Raw genomic sequence first — 19,817 nt, 5'->3', positions numbered from 1 at the left:
GGTCAGTAGATGAACCCAGACTTGCGCCTGGAGGAGGCAATCGGCACGTCGTTCGGAGCTGACGCTCTGGTTCCCGGCGTAGAAGATGCTGCCGTCAACGACGTGAACAGCGCACGCGCGGATGAGTACGCGCTGCTCGCCACGCTTCTCCTGGCCGCTCCGGATGCAAACCTCATGGCGCGGCTTTCCGGGTTGCGAGGCGACGCCGAGACCCCGCTCGGCAAGGCTCATGCCGCACTCGGCCAGGCCGCTTCTTCAGCCTCTCCGGTTGCCGTCAGTCGCGAGTATTTCGAGCTCTTCATCGGGGTCGGGCGCGGCGAACTCGTTCCCTACGCCTCTTACTACCTGACCGGCTTTCTCAACGAACGGCCGCTTGCCCGCCTGCGCGGGGACATGAGGCGCCTCGGCCTTGAACGCGCGGAAGGTCATTTTGACCCGGAAGATCATCTCGGCACGCTGTTCGAGATCATGAGCGGCTTTGCCGCCACCCATTTCGTGGTTCCCGCCGGCGAGGAGCGGGACTTCTTTGAACGTCACATCGCGCCGTGGGCGAGCCGTTTCTTGGCCGATCTGGAAAACGCGGCCTCGGCCAGGTTTTACCGGGCAGTCGGCGCGTTGGGGCGGATTTTCATCGACATCGAAGCCGAAGGCTTTGCCATGGAGGCGCGACCAAGCTCGTGACCTGATCGCGTCGACGCATAGGGAGGAAGGCAGATGCAGGAAAAGCAACGGACGGCAATGAACCGCCGCAGTTTCCTTCGCGCCTTCGGCGGCGCATCCACTACCGCCGTGGCCGCCGCCGCCGTGACGCTCACCCCAGGAGAAGCGCAAGCTTACGATCCCGGTGAGGAGGAGACGAGGGCTCGCTACCGCGAGACCGAACACGTCAAGGCATTCTACCGTGTGAACGGTTATGAGACGTTGAAGAAATGAGGGCGCCATGCTGACCAAGCGCAAGAGCGGTCAGGCGAGCCGCACAAGATTGCACACACTGATGGGCACGGTCGCCTCCGCTCCCATCGACCGGCGAACCTTCCTTCGCCGTTCCGGTCTCGCGGCCGGCGGAATGGCTGCACTCGGGTCGTTCCAGCTCGGCACCGTTCAGAAGGCGGCGGCCATCAGTCCGCCGCAGCCGGGCGTGCCTATAGAACTGAAGAAAAGCGTCTGCACCCATTGCGCGGTCGGCTGCACCGTTACCGCCGAAGTCCAGAACGGAGTTTGGACCGGTCAGGAGCCTTCGTGGGACAGCCCGATCAACCGCGGCTCCCATTGCGCCAAGGGCGCAAGCGTACGCGAGCTCGTACACAGCGACCGCCGGCTGAAATACCCGATGAAGCTCACCGCAGGGCAGTGGGAGCGTGTCTCCTGGGACGACGCAATCAATGGGATTGGCGACAAACTGCTCGAGATCCGTGAAAAGTCCGGCCCGGAATCCGTCTACTGGATGGGGTCGGCCAAGTTTTCCAACGAAGGAACCTATCTCTTCCGCAAGCTCGCGGCGCTGTGGGGAACAAACAATCAGGACCACCAGGCCCGCATCTGTCATTCGACGACCGTCGCCGGCGTAGCCAACACCTGGGGCTACGGCGCGATGACGAACTCCTTCAACGATATCCGCAATTCGAAGACCATGATCATCATGGGCGGCAACCCGGCTGAGGCGCATCCGATAGCGATGCAGCATCTGCTGGAAGGCAAGGAACTCAACCAGGCCAATCTGATCGTCATCGATCCCCGTTTCACGCGCACCGCCGCCCATGCGACCGAGTACGTCCGGTTCCGGTCCGGCACTGACATAGCGCTGTTGTGGGGCATGCTATGGCACATCTTCGAGAACGGCTGGGAGGACAAGGAATTCATCGCGCAGCGCGTCTACGGGATGGATGAGGTCCGCAAGGAAGTCGCGAAATACACGCCGGAGGAGGTTGAACAGATCACCGGCGTGCCTGGCGATCAGGTGAAGCGTGTCGCCGAGATGTTCGCCACGCAGAAGCCGTCGACGATGATCTGGTGCATGGGCCAGACACACCACACGGTTGGCACGGCCAATACACGCGCAAGTTGCATACTGTGTCTCGCCACCGGCAATGTCGGCAAGCCGGGGACGGGCGCGAACATCTTCCGCGGCCATGACAACGTCCAGGGCGCGACGGATATCGGGCTCGATGTGGTCACCCTGCCCTTCTATTACGGGCTGACGGAAAGCGCCTGGAAGCACTGGTCGCGCGTTTGGGAGATCCCCTACGAGGACCTGCTGAGCCAGTTCGACTCGAAGGATGCCATGGAAACCCCGGGCATACCGCTGACAAGGTGGTTCGATTCCGTCTCGCTGCCCAAGGACAAGATAGCGCAGCGCGACAGCATGCGCGCCATGTTCATTCAGGGCCACGCCAGCAACAGTATCACCCGTATCCCGGATTCGATGAAAGGCCTGACAGGCCTGGAGCTGCTTGTCGTCGCCGATCCCCATCCCACCACTTGGGCATCGCTGGCGGTGGAGGCGGGGCGAAAGGACAACACTTATCTGTTGCCGGTCTGCACGCAATTCGAGACGTCAGGCTCGCGCGTCGCCTCAAATCGGGCCATCCAGTGGGGTGAGCAGATCGTGAAGCCGAGCTTCGAGCAGAAGGACGACTACCAGGTCATCTATCTGTTGTCGAAGAAGCTCGGGCTTGCCGACAAGATGTTCAAGAAGATAGCCGTCGAGGGCGACCGTCCGGTGCCGGAGGACGTGCTGCGCGAGATGAACCGCGGCAGCTGGTCGACGGGCTATTGCGGTCAGTCGCCGGAGCGGCTCAAGGCGCATATGAAGAACCAGCACAAGTTCGACCTGGTGACGATGCGGGCTCCCAAGGACGATCCCGAGGTCGGCGGCGACTATTACGGCCTGCCTTGGCCATGTTGGGGCAAGCCTGAGATCCGCCACCCGGGTACGGCCAATCTTTACAGCACCGGCCTGCATGTCATGGACGGCGGCAGCCCGTTCCGCGCCCGCTTCGGCGTCGAACGAAACGGCCAGACCCTATTGGCGGAAGGCTCCTACACGCAAGGCTCGGAACTCACCGACGGCTATCCGGAGTTCACCATGGCCGTGCTCAAGAAACTCGGCTGGGACAAGGATCTGACGGCGCAAGAACGCGCCGTGATCGAAAAGATCGGCGACGACATCAACAAGGTCTCGTGGTCGACGGATCTGTCAGGCGGGATCCAGCGCGTCGTGCTCAGCCATGGCTGCCATCCCTACGGCAACGGCAAAGCGCGCGCAGTAGCGTGGAACCTGCCCGACCCGGTACCCACCCATCGCGAGCCGATCTATTCGCCGAGGGTGGATCTGGTCGCAAAATATCCGACCTATCCCGACGCCACACAGTTCCGGTTGCCGAACATAGGCTTCAGCGTGCAGCAGGCGGCGGTGGAAAAGGGCATCGCCAAGACGTTCCCGCTGATCCTGACCAGCGGCCGGCTCGTCGAATATGAGGGCGGCGGCGAGGAAACGCGGTCGAACAGATGGCTGGCCGAGCTGCAGCAGGAGATGTTCGTCGAGATCAACCCGGCCGATGCATCCGAACGCGGCATCGGCGATGGGACCTGGGTTTGGGTCAATGGTGCCGAGAACAACGCGAGGGCGCGGGTGAGGGCTCTGGTCACGGAGCGCGTCGGCCGCGGCGTCGCGTTCATGCCCTTCCACTTCGGTGGCTGGTTCCAGGGCAAGGATCTCAGGGCCTACTATCCGCAGGGCACCGATCCATATGTTCTGGGAGAGAGCGTCAACAGCATCACCACCTACGGCTACGACCCGGTGACGGGCATGCAGGAGCCGAAGTGCACGCTCTGCCAGATCGTTGCGGCGTGAACGGGAGGAACAGAAATGGCCAGGATGAAATTCCTTTGCGACGCTGATCGTTGCATCGAGTGCAATGCCTGCGTCACCGCCTGCAAGAACGAGCACGACGTGCCATGGGGCATCAACCGGCGCCGCGTCGTCACCATCAATGACGGCAAGCCCGGTGAACGATCCGTCTCGATGGCGTGCATGCATTGCACCGACGCGCCTTGCGCGGCGGTCTGCCCGGTCGACTGCTTCTACACCACGGCCGACGCGGTGGTGCTCCACTCCAAGGACCTCTGCATCGGGTGCGGTTATTGCTTCTACGCCTGCCCGTTCGGCGCCCCGCAATATCCTCGTGTGGGCAACTTCGGTTCGCGCGGCAAGATGGACAAATGCACCTTCTGCGCCGCAGGCCCGGAAGGTGATTCCACCGAAATCGAATATGCCAAGTACGGGGCCAACCGGCTGGCTGAAGGCAAGCTGCCGCTTTGCGCCGAAATGTGTTCAACCAAGTCGCTCCTGGCCGGCGACGGCGAGATCATCGCGGCGATCTACAAGGAGCGTGTGACGCAGCGTGGCTATGGTTCGGGAGCCTGGGGCTGGCAGACGGCCTATCGAGAAACGATCGACGTGTAGGAGGCAGTCGGGCTCGTCCCGCGCGCAAACGGAGTTTTCACGGAGGACGCATAAATGCCGGACAACAGGCTTGGTCGACTGATGCCGCAGGCTATCGCGGCGTTCATGACGCTCACGCTGCTGGTCGCCGCGCCCGTGTACGCGCAAGCCCCATCCGGGAGCAACCCGACCGCTCAGGCGGTGAACGAACAGCAGCTTCTTGATGAGCTGCGGAAGATCGAGGGACGCGTCACCCTGCCCAATACGGCCGCCGGCTTGCTCGAGCAGCCGCAAGGCCGCGATTACCGCAGCTTCCACGAGGGCTGGCTGCCTTGGATCGGCGGCATCGCGATAACAGGCATTTTGCTGCTGCTGGCGCTGTTCTATGTCTACCGGGGCCGCATCCGTACATTGGCGCCCGAATCGAGCGTAAGGATTTTGCGCTTCGGTGCCCTGGAGCGGCTGACCCACTGGATGACCGCCACGGCGTTCATCATCCTGGCCATCACCGGCTTGAACTTTATCTTCGGCAAGCGTCTGCTGATGCCGCTGATCGGGGCCGATGCATTTTCAACCTGGTCGATCTGGGCGAAATACGCCCACGACTTCGTCTCCTGGGCGTTCATGCTCGGCATATTGGTCATGCTGGTGACATGGGTCTGGGACAACCTTCCCGATCGCCATGACGCGCATTGGCTCAGAGTCGGCGGCGGCTTCTTCGACAAGACCAACCGGACGCATCCGCCGGCCGGACGTTTCAACACCGGCCAGAAGCTCATCTTCTGGGCCGTCGTGCTCGGTGGGATTGCGCTGTCGGTGTCCGGCATATTCATGCTGTTCCCGTTCGCATTCACCGACATAAACGGCATGCAGACGGCCCAGTATGTTCATGCGACTGTCGGCATAATCCTGATCGCTGTTATTATCGCTCACATCTATATCGGCACGCTCGGGATGGAAGGCGCCTACGAAGCAATGGGCTCGGGCACGGTCGATATCAACTGGGCGAAGGAGCATCATAGCGCTTGGGTCGAAACGCAGGAGGCGAAAGGTACGATACCGCCGCGCTCGGCGGCCGAACCGGCCGAATAAAAGCTTCTGCGCACAATCGGAATGCCCGGGCCAATGGTCCGGGCATTTTTTTTGGGAGTGCCACTAGGCTTTCATTGCGCAGCCTCAAAATCCACGGCAGCGAGCGCAGGTGGATATCCAGGCTACGAAGGCGTCTCCTCGCCGCCCGCGGCTGCGGTTGAGTTGTCGCCCGGTTCGCCGGTCCAGTTTTGACCGACCAGATTGTGCCCCGGATCGCCGACGCGAGTGCTCTCGCTGCTGTAAACCTGCCATGCCGGCTGTTGCTGCTGCGCGCTCAGAAGAAAATAGCCGGCCCCGAACGCGATTGCGATCGAAACGACAATTCCGGTCAAGATCATACCCATCCCGCCTTCTCCCTTTCACCTTCTCAAAGTCCGCAGTCATGCTCTCATTGTGGCGGTGGCGTCTGCGGCGCTGGAGTCTGCGGCGCAGGATCCTGCCCCGTCACAGATGGATTGCCAGATCCCTGAGGGGCCGCACCGGACTTTTGCTGATACTGCAAGTCGAGCGCCGCCAGTGCAAGCAACGGCGGCGGCATGGCGACGCCGGCCACTCGCATTTCCCGCGCGGTCTTCTGGCATTGTGCAATGTCATTGGCGGCGGCCAGTTCCTCCGCTTTCGCGGCGTTGATCACGGAATCCTTGGGAGTGCTCGACGTATCGGAGGGGGGCACCGGCGCGGCTCTGCTTTCCTTCTGGGGCGCGTTCGTCGCCGATCCGCTGGCCACCTTCTCCTTGCTCGGTTGTGGAGCATCGCTGGCAACCCCAGCCTGCCCGGTAATTTTCTGCGCCGAGCCGGTCCCTGCCTCCGGCTTGGCCGGCGCGGCTGCGCTGGTAGAGGATGTGCCAGACTGCTGAGCCGGGGCAGCAGCGGTCGGGCTGACCGCTTCCGCAGGCGCCTTCATGAAGGCGAGGAGCTCCTGGCAGAGATTTGCAGGCCCGCCTGCCTGCTGGGCAGGTGTTTCAGCCGCTGGAGCCGCTGGAGCCGCTGGCTCGGGGGCAGTGCTCGTCTGCGCCAGCGATGTTGACGCCGACAGGGCAACGATTCCTGCGAGAAGCATTTTTTTCATCGCCTTGCTCCTTCCGTGATGAAAATCACCCGCCTCCGCGACAACATAACGTCAGAGGTGCCCGAACGATCCATGGAATTGCGACGCCTGCCTCGCAATTCGGCCATCGGGCGATCCCGCGGCCTTCCCGACTCTTCAGCTCAACGAATGCGCCCGCCCTCGACGAGGCGAGCACCGATGATTGCTGAAGTCGCAAGGGCTGCTTGGCGAGCGATTGGATGCGCCCGCCTTGGCTAAAGCGAAGGCCAATTGCGGACGGGGATTCGAATGTCCGCCGAGAGGGGTACGTGGTCGCTCAGCTTTGTTATGGCGATCTCGTCATAGGTGCCGAGTTCGACAAAGGAATGGGAACGTTCCGAGGCACAAATATGTAGTCGATATGGAAGGCCTGATCCTGCTTCCATCGATGGAAGTAGGTCGGTGACTTTTCCTCGCCGAACCTTTCGTCGTGGAATTCATGCCATGCGCTTACCAGACCAAGTCGAAAGATAAGCTCCAGGACGCGCGCAAAATGACCGTCCGGACTTCGATTCGCGTCGAACCTTGTAGATTGATTGAAATCGCCCGCACCACAGCAGCACGCTTCCGATAAGGTGCTTGACCGGTTCGCGCCATACATGCGCCGCTTATCGACGATCTTTTTTCCAAACTGCAGGAGACGAGCGGACGTGCGGTTGTCACGTCCCAATGCTATGCGGGTGGTGCAATAGCGTTTTCGGAGTGTAGCAAATGTCCAATCTGCCGATTTAATCGAAGTCTATATCGCCGCCTATAACCGCAGAATGAGAAGCAGGTCGGACCTCTATGCGGGAGCGGCCCTGTTCCTCCCGACACAACCGCCGCACGTCGGGATGCGCAATGGCTTGTCAGATCCGCTTTGGCTCGAGCGCATGGCGATGCCTACGCAGCGGATAAACGCGAGATGTGCGTTCGCGCTCCGCGGTTAGCCGCTTCCTTGTCAAGATTGACGATGTTCGATGTTTGTTCAGTAGCAAGCTGTCGGTTGTGGTGGTCAGTACAAAAAATTGATTTGTGCGGCACACCCGCTGCCTAGATGTTACGGACTTCGCATGAAGGACCGATTACGAGGGGTAACCATGGTTCACGCTGCACGCCTCCGCCACGATTCTCTGGCCGCCCCCTCCAGCAGAAACGTCCCTGCAAAATGGCTCGCCGCCGCGGCCTTCGCGGCGCTCGGCTTGCTCGCGGCCCCAGCCGCACAGGCGCAGGAAGCGCCTCCCGCGCCCGTCGTCACGGTAGCCAAGCCGCTGGTGCGCGATATCGTCGAGGACGATGAGTTCGTCGGCCGTTTCGAAGCCGTCGACCAGGTTTCGCTGCGCTCCCGCGTCGGCGGCTATCTCGACCAGGTCCATTTCCAGGACGGTACGCTGGTCAAGCAGGGCGACCTCCTGTTCACCATCGACCAGCGGCCGTTCAAGGCGGCGCTGAACCAGGCGCAGGCGCAGGTCGACTCGGCCAAGACCCTGGTCGAATTCAGCAAGATGCAGTTCGAGCGCGCCGAGACACTGTCGCGCGAAGGCAACATACCGGTTTCGACACTGGACGACCGCCGCCGCGAATATCTCGCCGCCCAAGCGCAACTGGACGGCGCGGAGGCGGCACTTGAAAACGCAAGTCTCGATCTCGAATTCACCGAGATCAAGGCGCCGTTTTCCGGCCGGGTCGACCGCCGGCTCATCTCGCCGGGCAATCTGGTGCAGGCCGACCAGACCGTGCTGACCACCATCGTCTCGATCGACCCGATCGACTTCTATTTCGACATCGATGAGCGGAGCTACTTCGCTTATGCGCGCGACGCCCGCGAGCGCGGCGGCGTCATGCAGGAGGGCGCCGGCGGCGTCGATGTTATCGTCCGTGTCGCCGACCGTGATGAAGCGACGGTCAAGGGCAAGCTCGACTTCGCCGAGAACCGTCTGGACGAAGCTACCGGCACGATGCGGGCCAGGGCGCGCTTCGACAACAAGGACGGCGTGCTGCAGCCGGGCATGTTCGGCCGCATCAACGTGCCCGGCTCGCTTCCGCATCCGGGCGTGCTTCTGCCTGACGAGGCGATTGGCGCCGACCAGAACCGCCGCATCGTCTTCGTTGTCGACCAGGCAGGCCTGATCTCGGCCAAGCCGGTCCGCACCGGCCCGCGCATCGACGGCTATCGCGTTATCCGTGAGGGCCTCACCGGCGAAGAGACTGTGGTAGTCAACGGGCTGGTGCGAGTGCGGCCGGGCGTCACCGTCAAGCCCGAGATGACCAAATTGCCGCCCAAGGTTGAAGCGGAAGGGCAGACGCAATGAACTTCGCCCATTTCTTCGTCAACCGCCCGATCTTCGCGGTGGTGCTGTCGATCGTGCTCGTGCTCGTCGGCGGCATCGCCTATACGCAGCTTCCGGTCGCGCAATATCCCGAAATCGCGCCACCGACCATCGTGGTGCGCGCCTCCTATCCGGGCGCCGACGCCGAGACGGTCGCCGCGACCGTGGCGACGCCGATCGAACAGGAAATCAACGGCGTCGAGCACATGCTCTACATGTCGTCCTATTCCTCCGGCGAAGGCTCGATGTCGCTCACCATCACCTTCCGCCCCGGCACCGATCTCGACGCGGCGCAGGTGCTGGTCCAGAACCGCGTCTCGATCGCCGAAGCGCGCCTGCCGGAAGAGGTGCGCCGGCTCGGCATCACCACGGCGAAAAGTTCGCCCGACCTGATGATGGTCATCCATATGCTGTCGCCCGACGACACGTATGATCAGCTCTACGTCTCGAATTATGCGCGTTCGCGCGTGCGCGACGTCCTGCTGAGACTGGACGGCGTCGGCGACGTGCAGATCTTCGGCGAGCGCGAATATTCGCTGCGCGTCTGGCTCGACCCGGAAAAGCTGTCCGCCTACGGCATGACCGCAGGCGACGTAGTCCAGGCGCTGCGCGACCAGAACGTCCAGGTGTCGGGCGGCTCGATCGGCGCGCCGCCGATTGGCGACGGCTCGGCCTTCCAGTATACGGTCACCACGCAAGGGCGCTTCGAAGACGCACGCGACTTCCGCTACGTCATAGTCAAGTCGACCGAGGACGGCCGCTTGATCTCCCTGCAGGACGTGGCGCGCATAGAGCTCGGCGCCAGGGACTACGTCACCAATTCCTATCTCAACAACAAGGCGGCGGTGGCGCTCGGCATCTTCCAGCGGCCGGGCACCAATGCCTTGGCCTCGGCGGAAGAAATCCAGCAGACCATCGCGGAGCTTTCGGAGGATTTCCCGGAGGGGCTGGCCTACGAGATCATCTACAATCCGACCGAGTTCATCGCCGAATCTATCAACGAGGTCTATGTCACCATCGCCGAGGCGATCCTGCTGGTGGTGATCGTCATCATCGTGTTCCTGCAGTCATGGCGCATGGCGATCGTGCCGATCGTGGCGATACCGGTCTCGCTGATCGGGACGCTTGCCGTGCTGCTCGCCTTCGGCTTCTCGCTTAACATGCTCACTCTGTTCGGGCTGGTGCTGGCGGTCGGCATCGTTGTCGACGACGCCATCGTGGTTGTGGAAAATATCGAGCGGAACATCCGGCTGGGGCTCGCTCCGCGCGCCGCTGCGCACAAGACCATGGATGAAGTGGGAAACGCGGTCCTCGCGATCTCGCTGGTGCTGATCTCCGTCTTCGTTCCGGCGGCTTTCATTCCCGGGATTTCCGGCCAGTTCTACCTGCAGTTCGCCATCACCATCGCGGTCTCCACCGCGATCTCCGCATTCAACTCGCTGACGCTTTCGCCGGCTCTCGCTGGCGTGCTTTTCAAGCCGCACAGCGAGGAACATTCGAACTTCTTCCTGGCAAGGTTCGGCCGCGCTCTGGCGAACGGGTTCAACAACGGGTTCGACAGGATGGCGGACGGCTATGCGTGGCTGGTGCACAGACTGGTCGGAACGACTCTGGCGCTTGCCGCCATGCTGCTCGTCTTCGCAGGCCTGCTCTACGCGACCTATCACATGCTGCAGACGGTGCCGCGCGGCTTCATCCCGAACATGGACCAGGGTTATGCGATCGTCGTCGTGCAATTGCCGGAGGGCTCTTCGCTCGCCCGAACGGACGCAATCATCCAGAAGGCGTCGGATATCATCCGCGAGACCCCGGGTGTCGCCAACGCCGTCGCCTTCGCAGGATTCAACGGCGCGACATTCACCAACGCCAGCAATTCCGGCGTGATCTTCGCGCCATTCAAGAGCTTCGAGGAACGGCTCGAGAGCGGCGATACTTCCGACAAGATCATCGGCACGCTGTTTGGCAGCCTGCAAAGCATCCAGGAGGCCTTCATCATCGCGCTGCCGCCGCCGCCAGTGCGGGGCATCGGCAACTCCGGCGGCTTCAAGATGATGCTCCAGGAGCGCAACAGCGCCGACATGCGGCCGATTCTGGCGCTGGCCAACGAAATCGCCGGCAAGGCCAACCAGACGCCCGGGTTGATGGGCGTCTTCACCACCTTCTCGGCCTCCAGCCCGCAATTCTTCCTGGCGATCGACCGCGACAAGGCGCGCATGCTGAACGTGCCGATCCCCAACATCTTCGAGACGCTGTCGATCAATCTAGGCACCGCCTACGTCAACGATTTCAATGCCTTCGGTCGTGTCTACCAGGTGCGGGCGCAAGCCGACCAGGCTTTCCGCATCGATCGCGACGACATATTGAAGCTGAAGGTGCGCTCGGCGGCCGGCGACCTGGTGCCGCTCGGCACACTGATCGAGATCCGCGACGTCACCGGTCCCTCGCTCGTGCAGCGCTACAACATGTATGTCTCCGTGCCGCTTCAGGGCAATGCAGCGCCGGGTGTCGCCACGGGCACGGCGCTCGACCTGATGGAGGGGATCGCAGCCGAATCGCTGCCGCAGGGCACTTCCTTCGAATGGACTGAACTCGCCTTCCAGGAGCGGCAGACCGGCAACACGGCAGTCTTCATCTTCGGCCTGTCGGTTTTGTTCGTCTTTCTGGTGCTCGCCGCGCTATACGAAAGCTGGATTACGCCCTTCGCCATCGTGCTTATCGTCCCGCTCAGCGTGCTGGCCGCCCTCTTGGGCGTCGCCTTCCGCGGTCTCGACAACAACATCCTCGTGCAGATCGGGCTGATCGTGCTCATCGGCCTGGCGGCGAAGAACGCGATCCTGATCGTCGAGTTCGCGCGCCAAGGTGAGGAGCGCGGCCTTGACGCCGTCGAGGCGGCTGTCGAGGCCTGCCGGCTGCGGCTGCGGCCGATCCTGATGACGGCATTCGCCTTCATCCTGGGCGTGGTGCCGCTGGTGATCGCCAGCGGGCCTGGCGCGGAAATGCGCCAATCGCTCGGCACGGCCGTGTTCTCCGGCATGCTGGGCGTGACGTTGTTCGGCCTCTTCCTGACGCCGGTCTTCTACGTTGCTCTGCGCAGGACATTCCGGCGCAGGCGGCCTGAAGCCGGCCCGACCCTGGCTTCCGAGAGCGGCGCAGCCGAGTAGACGCCGAGCCGATGAGGCGCCGGGTTCAGGCTGAAGCCGGACCGGCGGGTTTTTTCATGGGCTAGTTTAGTTTCGAAAAACCCTCTCGCATCGTTCCGTATTGCTCCGCGATTGATGGCAACGTCGAGCAATTCACTTCTGGTGGCACCGTGCACGCTCAATGGCCGGTTGCCGTGAGCCGCGTGCCAACCGTCGTCACGGCGCTCACAGAGAGACGACTTGCTACCCCAGAGTTAATCGTACCCACAACAGTTGGTTGTCGCCTTCTCCGCCAATGTCACGAAGCTCGATCCTGCTCTGAAGGACTCAGGAAGCATATCCGATCGCCTATGCATACGTGCGGATGGACGTAGGAGTCATCAGGCCCGACGACGCCGGCCGTGGCGGTACACCAGAATGTTGCGGTCGAACTGTAGCCTGCGTTGAAGTCGACGCCGCTCCCGTAACCTGTCCCGGGTGCGCCCTTGGAGCGCAACCGTCGGCAGACTGCCGGCGCCGCGTGTGGCTGCGACGTTGCCGAACCCATTTTGGACGGCCCCAGCTAGCCCGCGGCAGCAGCCAGGATCGTGCGGCGAACGACCGTCTCCAGCACTGGCACCTTATAGCCGTTCTTCGCCAGCGGCGTAGCGCCGGCCACCGCGGCACGGGCCGCCTGTCGCGCCAAGCCGTCGGTAAGCCTGTTGCCGATGAGGAGACGTTCGCTTTCGACGGCGCGGCGAAGCGTTGGTGCGACCCATCCCATGACGATCGAAGCATTTGCACTGTCTGGCCCTCCATCGTCAGCACCACCGCCACATCGCAGATCGGCCAGTCGTAGCTGTCGCGCTCGGTCTGGTTGCGGTAGGCGGCCTTCGCCCCGGCGTTCAGCGGCGGAACGATCACGCGCGTCATAACCTCGCCAGTCTCGATCCTGGCATCGTGAGCGCGCTGCATTTCGGGTGGCAAGAAGAAATCCGAGAGCTTCACGACGCGTGAGCCGTTGGCGCCGCCGGCAAGTTCGGCGCTTGCATCATAAGCGACCAGTGCCGTCGCCGGCGTCGAGGCGTGGACCATCGCGTTTTTGTCGTTGTCGAAGATCGCATGATGCTGGTTCTCGTCAGCGCCCCTGCTCCCCATCTCATCTGCACCTTCGCCATGGAAATGGTCGTGCCGAAAATACCAGCAGCGCGGCCGCTGCAGCAGATTGCCCCCGATCGTTGCGGCGTTGCGGACCTGCGGCGTCGCCGCATGTCCGGCAGCATCCGACAGCGCCAAGTAGCGCGCGCGGACCTGTGGATCGTTGTCGATGCGGTCCAGCGTCACAAGCGCGCCGAGCGACAGCCGGTTTTCCGTGTCGACTTCGTCGAGACCGCGGATGGTCTTCAGATTTACGAGTCGCATCGGCGCTAGAATCCCTTCCTTCATCAAGTCCAGAAGGTCGATCCCGCCCGCCTTCGCGATGACGGGGCGTTGCTCGGTGCTTTCGGCAAGCAGACCTGCTGCCTGCTCGACCGTCGTGGCATCCACCCATTCGAAGCTGTTCATGGCCATGATGGACTCCTTCTGGCCGATCTCAGGCGCTGAGCGTCGCCAGCACATTTGCCGGGTTCATCGGCAAAGTGCGGATCCGCTTTCCGGTGGCGTTGTAGAATGCATTGGCGATCGCGGCGCTGGTCGCCACATTGCTTGCCTCGGCGATGCCTCGCGCGTCGGTCGACGACTGCGCCCCGATCTGCTCCATGAGCAGCACCTCGATCGCCGGAGTCTCGCGTGATCCGACCATCTTGTATTGATCGACATTGGCGTTGAGTTGATGGCCGCTCGCCGCGTCCATGATGCGGTCCTCGTAGATCGCGTAGCTGACACCCTGGATGATGCCGCCGATCACCTGGCTCTCGACCAGTTTGGGGTTGATCGGCCTGCCGCAATCGCTGGCAGCGACGATGCGCTCGACCTTGACCACGCCGGTCTCGACATCGACCGCCACCTCGGCGAATTGGACACCGCCCAGCCCATGCCGGCTGATGGAGAGCTCTCCCGGCACCGCAAATCCCTCATAGTCGTCGTGCCGCTTGGCGAGTTTCGAGATTTCGCCGAATTTGGCTTCCTTGGCTGCATCCTTGAGCGGCCTTGCGGCCCCTTCCTTGCCGCGGACGCCCACCTTGCCGTAGGCGAAAAAAATGTCATCGGGATCGGCGTCGTCGAAAAGCGGCGCGAGGCGCGCGGCCAGGTCGCGTGCCGCCGCATAGGCCGCATTGCGGGCAGGCGCCGTCACCGACGCAGTCACCCGGCTGCCGCCGGACGGCGGTCCCCACGGGAACCGCGTGTCGCCGATAAAGACGCCGATGTCCTTGGCATTGAGGCCGAACTCCTCTGCAACCACCTGGGCAAGCACAGTCCGCGTGCCGGTGCCGACATCCTGCGTGCTGTTGTAGACGGAGACCGACCCGTCATCGGCGACCCGCACCTCCACCGTCGTCGGAGGGCTGACGACATACACCCACTGCGCCTGCGCCATGCCAATCCCCCGCTTGATCGGCCCGGCGTCGGCGTTCGGCCGACGCCGGCGGCCCCAGCCGAACCGCTCGGCCGCGACCTTGCGTTCATGCGCCCGTGCAAGCATATCGTCGGTGGGCTTTGTGTCGATGCGATCGCGCAGGATCAGCGGGTCGAGTTGCAGCCGATCCGCGAGTTCGTCCATCGCCTGCTCGAGCGAGAAGATGCCCTGCACCTGTCCGGGTGCGCGGAAAGCCGCGCACGGGCCGGCATTCGTGAACACGTCATACTGCTCGGTGCGCATGTTCGGGCACGGATATAGCGCATTGTAGCAGAAGCCTATGCCGGCGCCCCCAGCGATGCCGCCGGAGCCCCAGCTTATGACGTCGATGGCGGTAAGGGTGCCATCTTGTTTGGCGCCGATCCGTACGCGCTGCAAGCTGTTGGGGCGATTGCCCGCCGAAACATGCTCTTCACGGCGGTCCAGCATCATGCGCACGGGCGCGCCGGCCTTTTGCGACAAATGAATGGCGAGGAGGCCGAAATTGTTGATCCCATATTTGGCGCCGAACCCGCCGCCGGTGAAGTCGCTGATTACCCGGATCTTGCTCTTGGGCAGATCGAAATATTCGGCGGCCTCATCGCGCACGCTGTGCGTGTGCTGCGTGGAGGCATAAATGGTCAGCCCGTCATCCTGCCAATCCGCGACGATGCCATGTGTTTCCATCGGCACATGAGTCTGAACCTGCGTGCGATATTCGGCCTCGACGATCACGTCCGCCTCCGCCAGGCCCTGGTCGATATCGCCCGTGGGCGTCATACCCGGCATGCCGAAGTTGGGACCGCGCACATTGCCCTTCTGCGGCAAGCCTTCCGGTGCGCCGCCGCCGCCGGCCGTCGATGGCTGCTCGACCGGTCCTGGAAAGACGATTGGTGCCTCATCGTCCATCGCCGCATCGAGGTCAGTGACATGCGGCAAGCGCTCGTATTCGACCTTGACGAGCTTCGCCGCCTGGTCGGCGATCCGCTGCGTCTCGGCGGCGACCGCGGCAACGGTCTGGCCGGCGAAGCGGACCGTCGGGTATTTGTTGCGGGCCTCGGCGTCCGGATCGCGAAGCCTGGCGGATTGCAGCAGTGTCTCGAGCACATGTACAGCACGGACGCCGGGGTAACGCTCAGCCGCCGAGGTGTCGATCGAGATCACCCTGCCATGCGGCCATGGGCAGACGATCTGTCGTGCGTAGAGCATTCCCGGCAGTTGCACGTCGAATGTGTATTTCGCCGCGCCCGTCACCTTCTGCACGGCATCGAGCCGCGGGATCGACTTGCCGATGGAGCGCAGTTCGGCGTTCACTGGCAACTGCGGCGGCTCATCGTCCGGCACCTGCCGAGTCACCTGCCTCATCTCCTGCCCGACGATACCGTAGAGCAAGGACTGGGACCGTAACGAAGGCCGGTCGGCCCGTGCCTGATTTTCGGTAGCCATCAGGTGCCCCTCCTCCGATTCTCGCCGGCGACGGCGAGCACTGCCGCAAAGATGTTCGGATAGGTGCCGCAGCGGCACAGGTGACCGCTTATCGCGGCCTTCACCTCGTCGATGCCGGCGTCGGGTTTACGATTTATGAGCGCTGCGCAACTCATTACCATTCCGGGCGTGCAGAATCCGCATTGAAGGGCGTCGTGCTCGACGAACGCCTGCTGCACCGGATGAAGCTTGCCGCCCTTGGCCAGCCCCTCGATCGTGGCGATGTTCCTGCCCCGGGCGTCGAGCACCAGCGTCATGCAACTGCTGGCAGGCTGACCATCGAGCCAGACCGTGCAGGCAGAACAGGCTTGCGATCGCAGCCGATTTTGGTGCCGGTCAGGCCGAGGTGATTGCGGAGGACGTCGACCAGCGTGGTGGCGGGTTCCGCCTGCACCGGGACCCGTCGTCCATTTATCGTGAGGTCGATCGGGATCAGACCAGGGCCAAGCACTTCGTTGGCATCGTCCTGCATAGAACCATCAACGGCTGCCTGCGCCGCCCCTGCTTCCAGCAACGCCGCCCCTACGGCCGAGGTGCCACCGTGCTTCAGGAACGTCCGACGAGAGATGCCCGATCTCGTGGATCCCGGAACTTGACTGCGGCTCAATTCTGCCATGCTGTACCTCCGGATTTGTTACAGCGGTTACCAAAACTAGGGTGATCGGATCAGCACCAAGCTAGGGGACCGATCGGTTCGCGCCAGACGCCATCACAACGAAGTGACCGTCGAGGCGATCGCGACGCTGGGCATGCCGTCGAGGGCACAAAGCGGCTTGAGGCTTACCATGATCGCCGGCGGCAGCGCCGCCGCCGCTGCGGATCGTCAGCAAAGAAACCGGGGCGGCGCGAGCCGCCCTTTTTCGTTGCTGCCGGGGCGCTGCCAAATGCTGCCAAATCGGCTTGGCAGCACCCATTATAACCCATTGATAACAAAGAAAAAATGGTGGTTGTCGCAGTCTCTGGCGAACCGGTCTCTGTCCAATTTTCCCTGATAGGCGCCGAAAAACAGTGAACTTCGAGGTTTTTGAGGGCCTGACCCAATTTTCAATCAGAAATCGCTGCGCAGATTCAATGCTTTAGCGCCAAATTCCCTACACGTACTAACAGGGAATTGTTTAGCAGCTAGCAGGGAATCCAAATCGGAGCAGGCCAAGATGGCAAATCGCGGACTGGCGGCCGGCTCGCTAGCTCAATTGTCGAGCGCTACTGCTGGTTTGCTTGTCGGCCTATGGAAGATATGAGTCTCCCCTTACGCAATACGACTTGCTGACATCCTCGGAATGACCACCGTTCACGTCAACCGAACGTTGAGGGAACTCCGAAAGGCCGATCTCGTCTCGTTCAGGGGCGGCCATGTAAAGGTGATCAACCGCAAGAAGCTGGTCGAAATAATCGGATTCGACAACGAGTATCTCAGGTAACGGCTATCTCCTAGCGCGGCAACGCATGGGCCATTAGCAAATTCTCTGCCGGAAGACGACCCCTCGGCCGTCGCTGGAACAGTTCCAGCCGAGTTTTTCGGGACGACTGGTCGTGCGCGGCCTGGCGGGGCAGTGATATTATCTCGACCACACGGTATCCGCATCCGGCTTGCGGTGAAGGACGGGCCGAACGAAACTCAACCTCGTTCGTGTTGAGCAATATGCAGAAAGGTCCGATCATCATGACGGCGACACGGCCTATCGCGCGACGAGAGAGTGCTGCCGAATACGTGCAGGTGCCTGACACACTGCGGCAGACCTGACCACGCCAACGTCCACCTTCAGGAATCCTCCTCTATCGTTGCAATCGCCGCAGGCACTACCCGATCGTCGTTCGACTACCAGCGGCTTGAGATGGCTAACCCGTGCCATCCCTGCGTCTTCAGGCAGATTGCCGACCCGGGGTTCTAGCTTTACGTCGGTTTGCGGCGAAATTTAACGAAAAAGCAACCTATGTTAGTGACTACTTATAAATAGTCCTTACACTGCCCAATCTGTTCTCGCCAGGAGGGAGTGAGGAACTGCAAGAGACTCAATCCGAGGGCATCGAGTGCAGTTGGGGCGTGGAGTGCTCTACTCGACGCGTGTACTTCGATCGCGCCGAAGCGGGAGGCAATGATGACAGGAGAATCCTTTACAACAGTACTTGTCGGGCCGAGCGAGTTACTCCGAGAAGGCCTTAGTCGAATCCTGGATGCGACAAAGTTTCGTGTCCTTTTCTCTGCGGCTTGTGTTCACGATCTTCTGGAGAAGCCGCTAGCCCAGCACCGGTCCATCTTGCTCATCATAGATGTCGGCGGTACTGATGCGGATGCTGATTTCGCTCAAATTGCAGAATTCAAAGCGATTTATCCGACCAGCCATGTCGTCGCGTTAGCCGATCACTGTCGATCGACCGATATAGTTTCAGCTTTTCGTGCGGGGGCAGACGGGTATTTGATAAAAGTCGCTGCTTACGACACCTTCATCAAAGCTCTGGAATTGGTTATGCTAGGGCAGACGGTGTTACCTGCCGAAACTTCAACGGCTATTCAAGAAATAAGGCATGATCTGAAACCTGACGCAGCTGATGAGTTAACAAAGGTGGCTGTTAACGTGGAGCATGAGGATCATGAACTATCAATTTTGTCAAATCGGGAAAACTGTATTCTACGCCGCTTAATCGAAGGGGAGTCTAACAAAGCCATCGCGCGCGAGATCGACATTGCCGAAGCTACGGTGAAGGTACACGTCAAGGCCATCCTCCGAAAGATCCGGGTCCGCAACCGTACACAGGCTGCAGTTTGGGCGATGAACCATGGCATGCTTACTCCCGCATCCGGCAATGCCCCGTCGGGGAGCGACATGGCAACTCAGCCGTCTTACAATATATAATCATTCGGGCTGGTGCATTCGCTTTTGCCAAAGCTTCGCCCTGATATGAGCCTCCGCTATCTAGAACCATACGCTCAAATCATCCCCCGGCGATGGTAGCGCGGTGGAGACGGCATCGCAGGGGCGCATGAGGGGGACCCCACCAGTGTTACTGCCATTTTGAAGTTGAGGGCTTTATCAAAGTGGGCAAAGCAAAAATTACTTCTGGATTCTCGTTTAGCGAAGTGCGGATCGGAACGGTCGAGGGCGGAGAATCGGGGTTCTGGTGTGGAAGTGCGACCAACTGGTGGCGGTCCTCACGCAGATCGACGAGGAAGCCTACTCGACGAAAGGCAAATGGTTTCTCGAGACGGGCTTCGGGCTGCTAAGCGGGCAGCACAAGAATTTCGTACGATAGAGGAGGCAATAAGATGGGTTGGCAGATACACCTTCCCCGAGCCTGCTTACACTGCAGATTGAGCGACCGTTCCGAGGCAATTGATCCGAGTCCAAGCCCACACGCCAACCGCATATTCTTTAGGAAAACCCTACGCCAAAACACCCTCATTAGGCGTAGGGCAGCATCGTCGAGGCCTATCCGGATTTCCCAAACCTGAGGCCTTGGGGAAGGGCACGAGCCCTAGTTTTCAGCCGCTACGGGCGACGGCCATCGTGGCGCCGATGCGCGGCCGTCAGGGTTACCGGGACTTCCCGCGGGCCGATGAAAGAAAACCATGAGGCGGCCAGTTCCGATTATGGTTACCTCGATACGATTGCCAAGATTGACGGCTTGGTCGATGTTCGCGTCTTAATTCATCTGGCGCGTCAAGCCGTCATCAGGTCGTCCACGTAGCAAGCTTTGCCAGTTGCTGCGCGAAGGCGCTCACCTT

Annotated in this window: 16 protein-coding genes and 1 pseudogene; 10 read left to right on the top strand and 7 right to left on the bottom strand. The window is 61.7% G+C overall.

Annotation, left to right across the window (positions count from 1 at the left end):
• Positions 1-21: 21 nt before the first annotated feature.
• The 5 genes from AC0L2M_RS06925 to AC0L2M_RS06905 are packed head-to-tail and all read left to right on the top strand — an operon-like array spanning position 22 to position 5,536.
• Positions 22-681, top strand: a complete 660-nt coding sequence (locus AC0L2M_RS06925) for a TorD/DmsD family molecular chaperone (protein WP_128246372.1) — start codon at positions 22-24, stop codon at positions 679-681.
• Positions 682-714: 33 nt separating this feature from the next.
• Positions 715-933 carry a formate dehydrogenase gene (locus tag AC0L2M_RS06920; protein ID WP_287305002.1) on the top strand — a complete coding sequence of 73 codons (219 nt, stop codon included), beginning with the start codon at positions 715-717 and terminating at the stop codon, positions 931-933.
• A 7-nt stretch (positions 934-940) separates the two neighbouring features.
• Positions 941-3,853, top strand: a complete 2,913-nt coding sequence (locus AC0L2M_RS06915; RefSeq protein ID WP_473534428.1) for a formate dehydrogenase subunit alpha — start codon at positions 941-943, stop codon at positions 3,851-3,853.
• Positions 3,854-3,868: 15 nt separating this feature from the next.
• Complete coding sequence (gene fdh3B, locus AC0L2M_RS06910) at positions 3,869-4,465, top strand: formate dehydrogenase FDH3 subunit beta (RefSeq protein ID WP_027151217.1); 597 nt, start codon at positions 3,869-3,871, stop codon at positions 4,463-4,465.
• Between the two features lie 54 nt (positions 4,466-4,519).
• Complete coding sequence (locus AC0L2M_RS06905; RefSeq protein ID WP_473532869.1) at positions 4,520-5,536, top strand: formate dehydrogenase subunit gamma; 1,017 nt, start codon at positions 4,520-4,522, stop codon at positions 5,534-5,536.
• 122 nt (positions 5,537-5,658) lie between these two features.
• On the opposite strand, the gene AC0L2M_RS06900 is transcribed toward AC0L2M_RS06905, so the two are convergent.
• Positions 5,659-5,874, bottom strand: coding sequence for a hypothetical protein (locus AC0L2M_RS06900; protein ID WP_240992696.1), 216 nt, complete (start codon positions 5,872-5,874; stop codon positions 5,659-5,661).
• A gap of 50 nt (positions 5,875-5,924) precedes the next feature.
• Positions 5,925-6,605, bottom strand: coding sequence for a hypothetical protein (locus AC0L2M_RS06895; protein WP_473534427.1), 681 nt, complete (start codon positions 6,603-6,605; stop codon positions 5,925-5,927).
• Between the two features lie 1,097 nt (positions 6,606-7,702).
• Between AC0L2M_RS06895 and AC0L2M_RS06890 the strand changes: the two genes are divergently transcribed.
• Together AC0L2M_RS06890 and AC0L2M_RS06885 are read left to right on the top strand one after the other, a co-directional pair.
• A complete protein-coding gene (locus AC0L2M_RS06890; RefSeq protein ID WP_473534426.1) occupies positions 7,703-8,914 on the top strand; it encodes an efflux RND transporter periplasmic adaptor subunit in 1,212 nt (403 codons plus the stop codon).
• Positions 8,911-12,093, top strand: coding sequence for an efflux RND transporter permease subunit (locus AC0L2M_RS06885; RefSeq protein WP_473534425.1), 3,183 nt, complete (start codon positions 8,911-8,913; stop codon positions 12,091-12,093). The genes AC0L2M_RS06890 and AC0L2M_RS06885 overlap by 4 nt, the downstream gene beginning before the upstream one ends.
• A gap of 541 nt (positions 12,094-12,634) precedes the next feature.
• Here the strand turns inward: AC0L2M_RS06885 and AC0L2M_RS06880 are convergent.
• From AC0L2M_RS06880 to AC0L2M_RS06860, 5 genes and pseudogenes are all read right to left on the bottom strand, one after another.
• Entirely contained in the window at positions 12,635-12,835 is a 201-nt protein-coding gene (locus AC0L2M_RS06880) for a hypothetical protein (protein WP_473534495.1), read from the bottom strand.
• A gap of 137 nt (positions 12,836-12,972) precedes the next feature.
• Positions 12,973-13,617 (bottom strand): annotated as a pseudogene (locus tag AC0L2M_RS06875) (FAD binding domain-containing protein); the annotation flags it as partial.
• Positions 13,618-13,645: 28 nt separating this feature from the next.
• Positions 13,646-16,054, bottom strand: a complete 2,409-nt coding sequence (locus AC0L2M_RS06870) for a xanthine dehydrogenase family protein molybdopterin-binding subunit (RefSeq protein WP_473534424.1) — start codon at positions 16,052-16,054, stop codon at positions 13,646-13,648.
• Positions 16,054-16,350, bottom strand: coding sequence for a (2Fe-2S)-binding protein (locus AC0L2M_RS06865; RefSeq protein ID WP_473534423.1), 297 nt, complete (start codon positions 16,348-16,350; stop codon positions 16,054-16,056). The genes AC0L2M_RS06870 and AC0L2M_RS06865 overlap by 1 nt, the downstream gene beginning before the upstream one ends.
• Entirely contained in the window at positions 16,347-16,709 is a 363-nt protein-coding gene (locus AC0L2M_RS06860; protein ID WP_473534422.1) for a CoxS/CutS family dehydrogenase iron-sulfur subunit, read from the bottom strand. Before AC0L2M_RS06860 ends, AC0L2M_RS06865 begins: the two co-directional genes overlap by 4 nt.
• A gap of 169 nt (positions 16,710-16,878) precedes the next feature.
• Between AC0L2M_RS06860 and AC0L2M_RS06855 the strand changes: the two genes are divergently transcribed.
• The 3 genes from AC0L2M_RS06855 (at position 16,879) to AC0L2M_RS06845 (ending at position 18,948) form a co-directional block, all read left to right on the top strand.
• A complete protein-coding gene (locus AC0L2M_RS06855) occupies positions 16,879-17,085 on the top strand; it encodes a hypothetical protein (protein ID WP_128246329.1) in 207 nt (68 codons plus the stop codon).
• A 288-nt stretch (positions 17,086-17,373) separates the two neighbouring features.
• On the top strand, positions 17,374-17,514 hold the full coding sequence (locus tag AC0L2M_RS06850) for a helix-turn-helix domain-containing protein (RefSeq protein ID WP_128246330.1): 141 nt from the start codon (positions 17,374-17,376) through the stop codon (positions 17,512-17,514).
• Between the two features lie 678 nt (positions 17,515-18,192).
• A complete protein-coding gene (locus tag AC0L2M_RS06845) occupies positions 18,193-18,948 on the top strand; it encodes a LuxR C-terminal-related transcriptional regulator (RefSeq protein ID WP_287062366.1) in 756 nt (251 codons plus the stop codon).
• Positions 18,949-19,817 lie beyond the last annotated feature (869 nt).

The organism is Mesorhizobium sp. WSM4806 (assembly GCF_055811635.1).
Note: the sequence above shows the minus strand (reverse complement) of the source record. Positions and strands in the feature narration are given on the sequence as shown.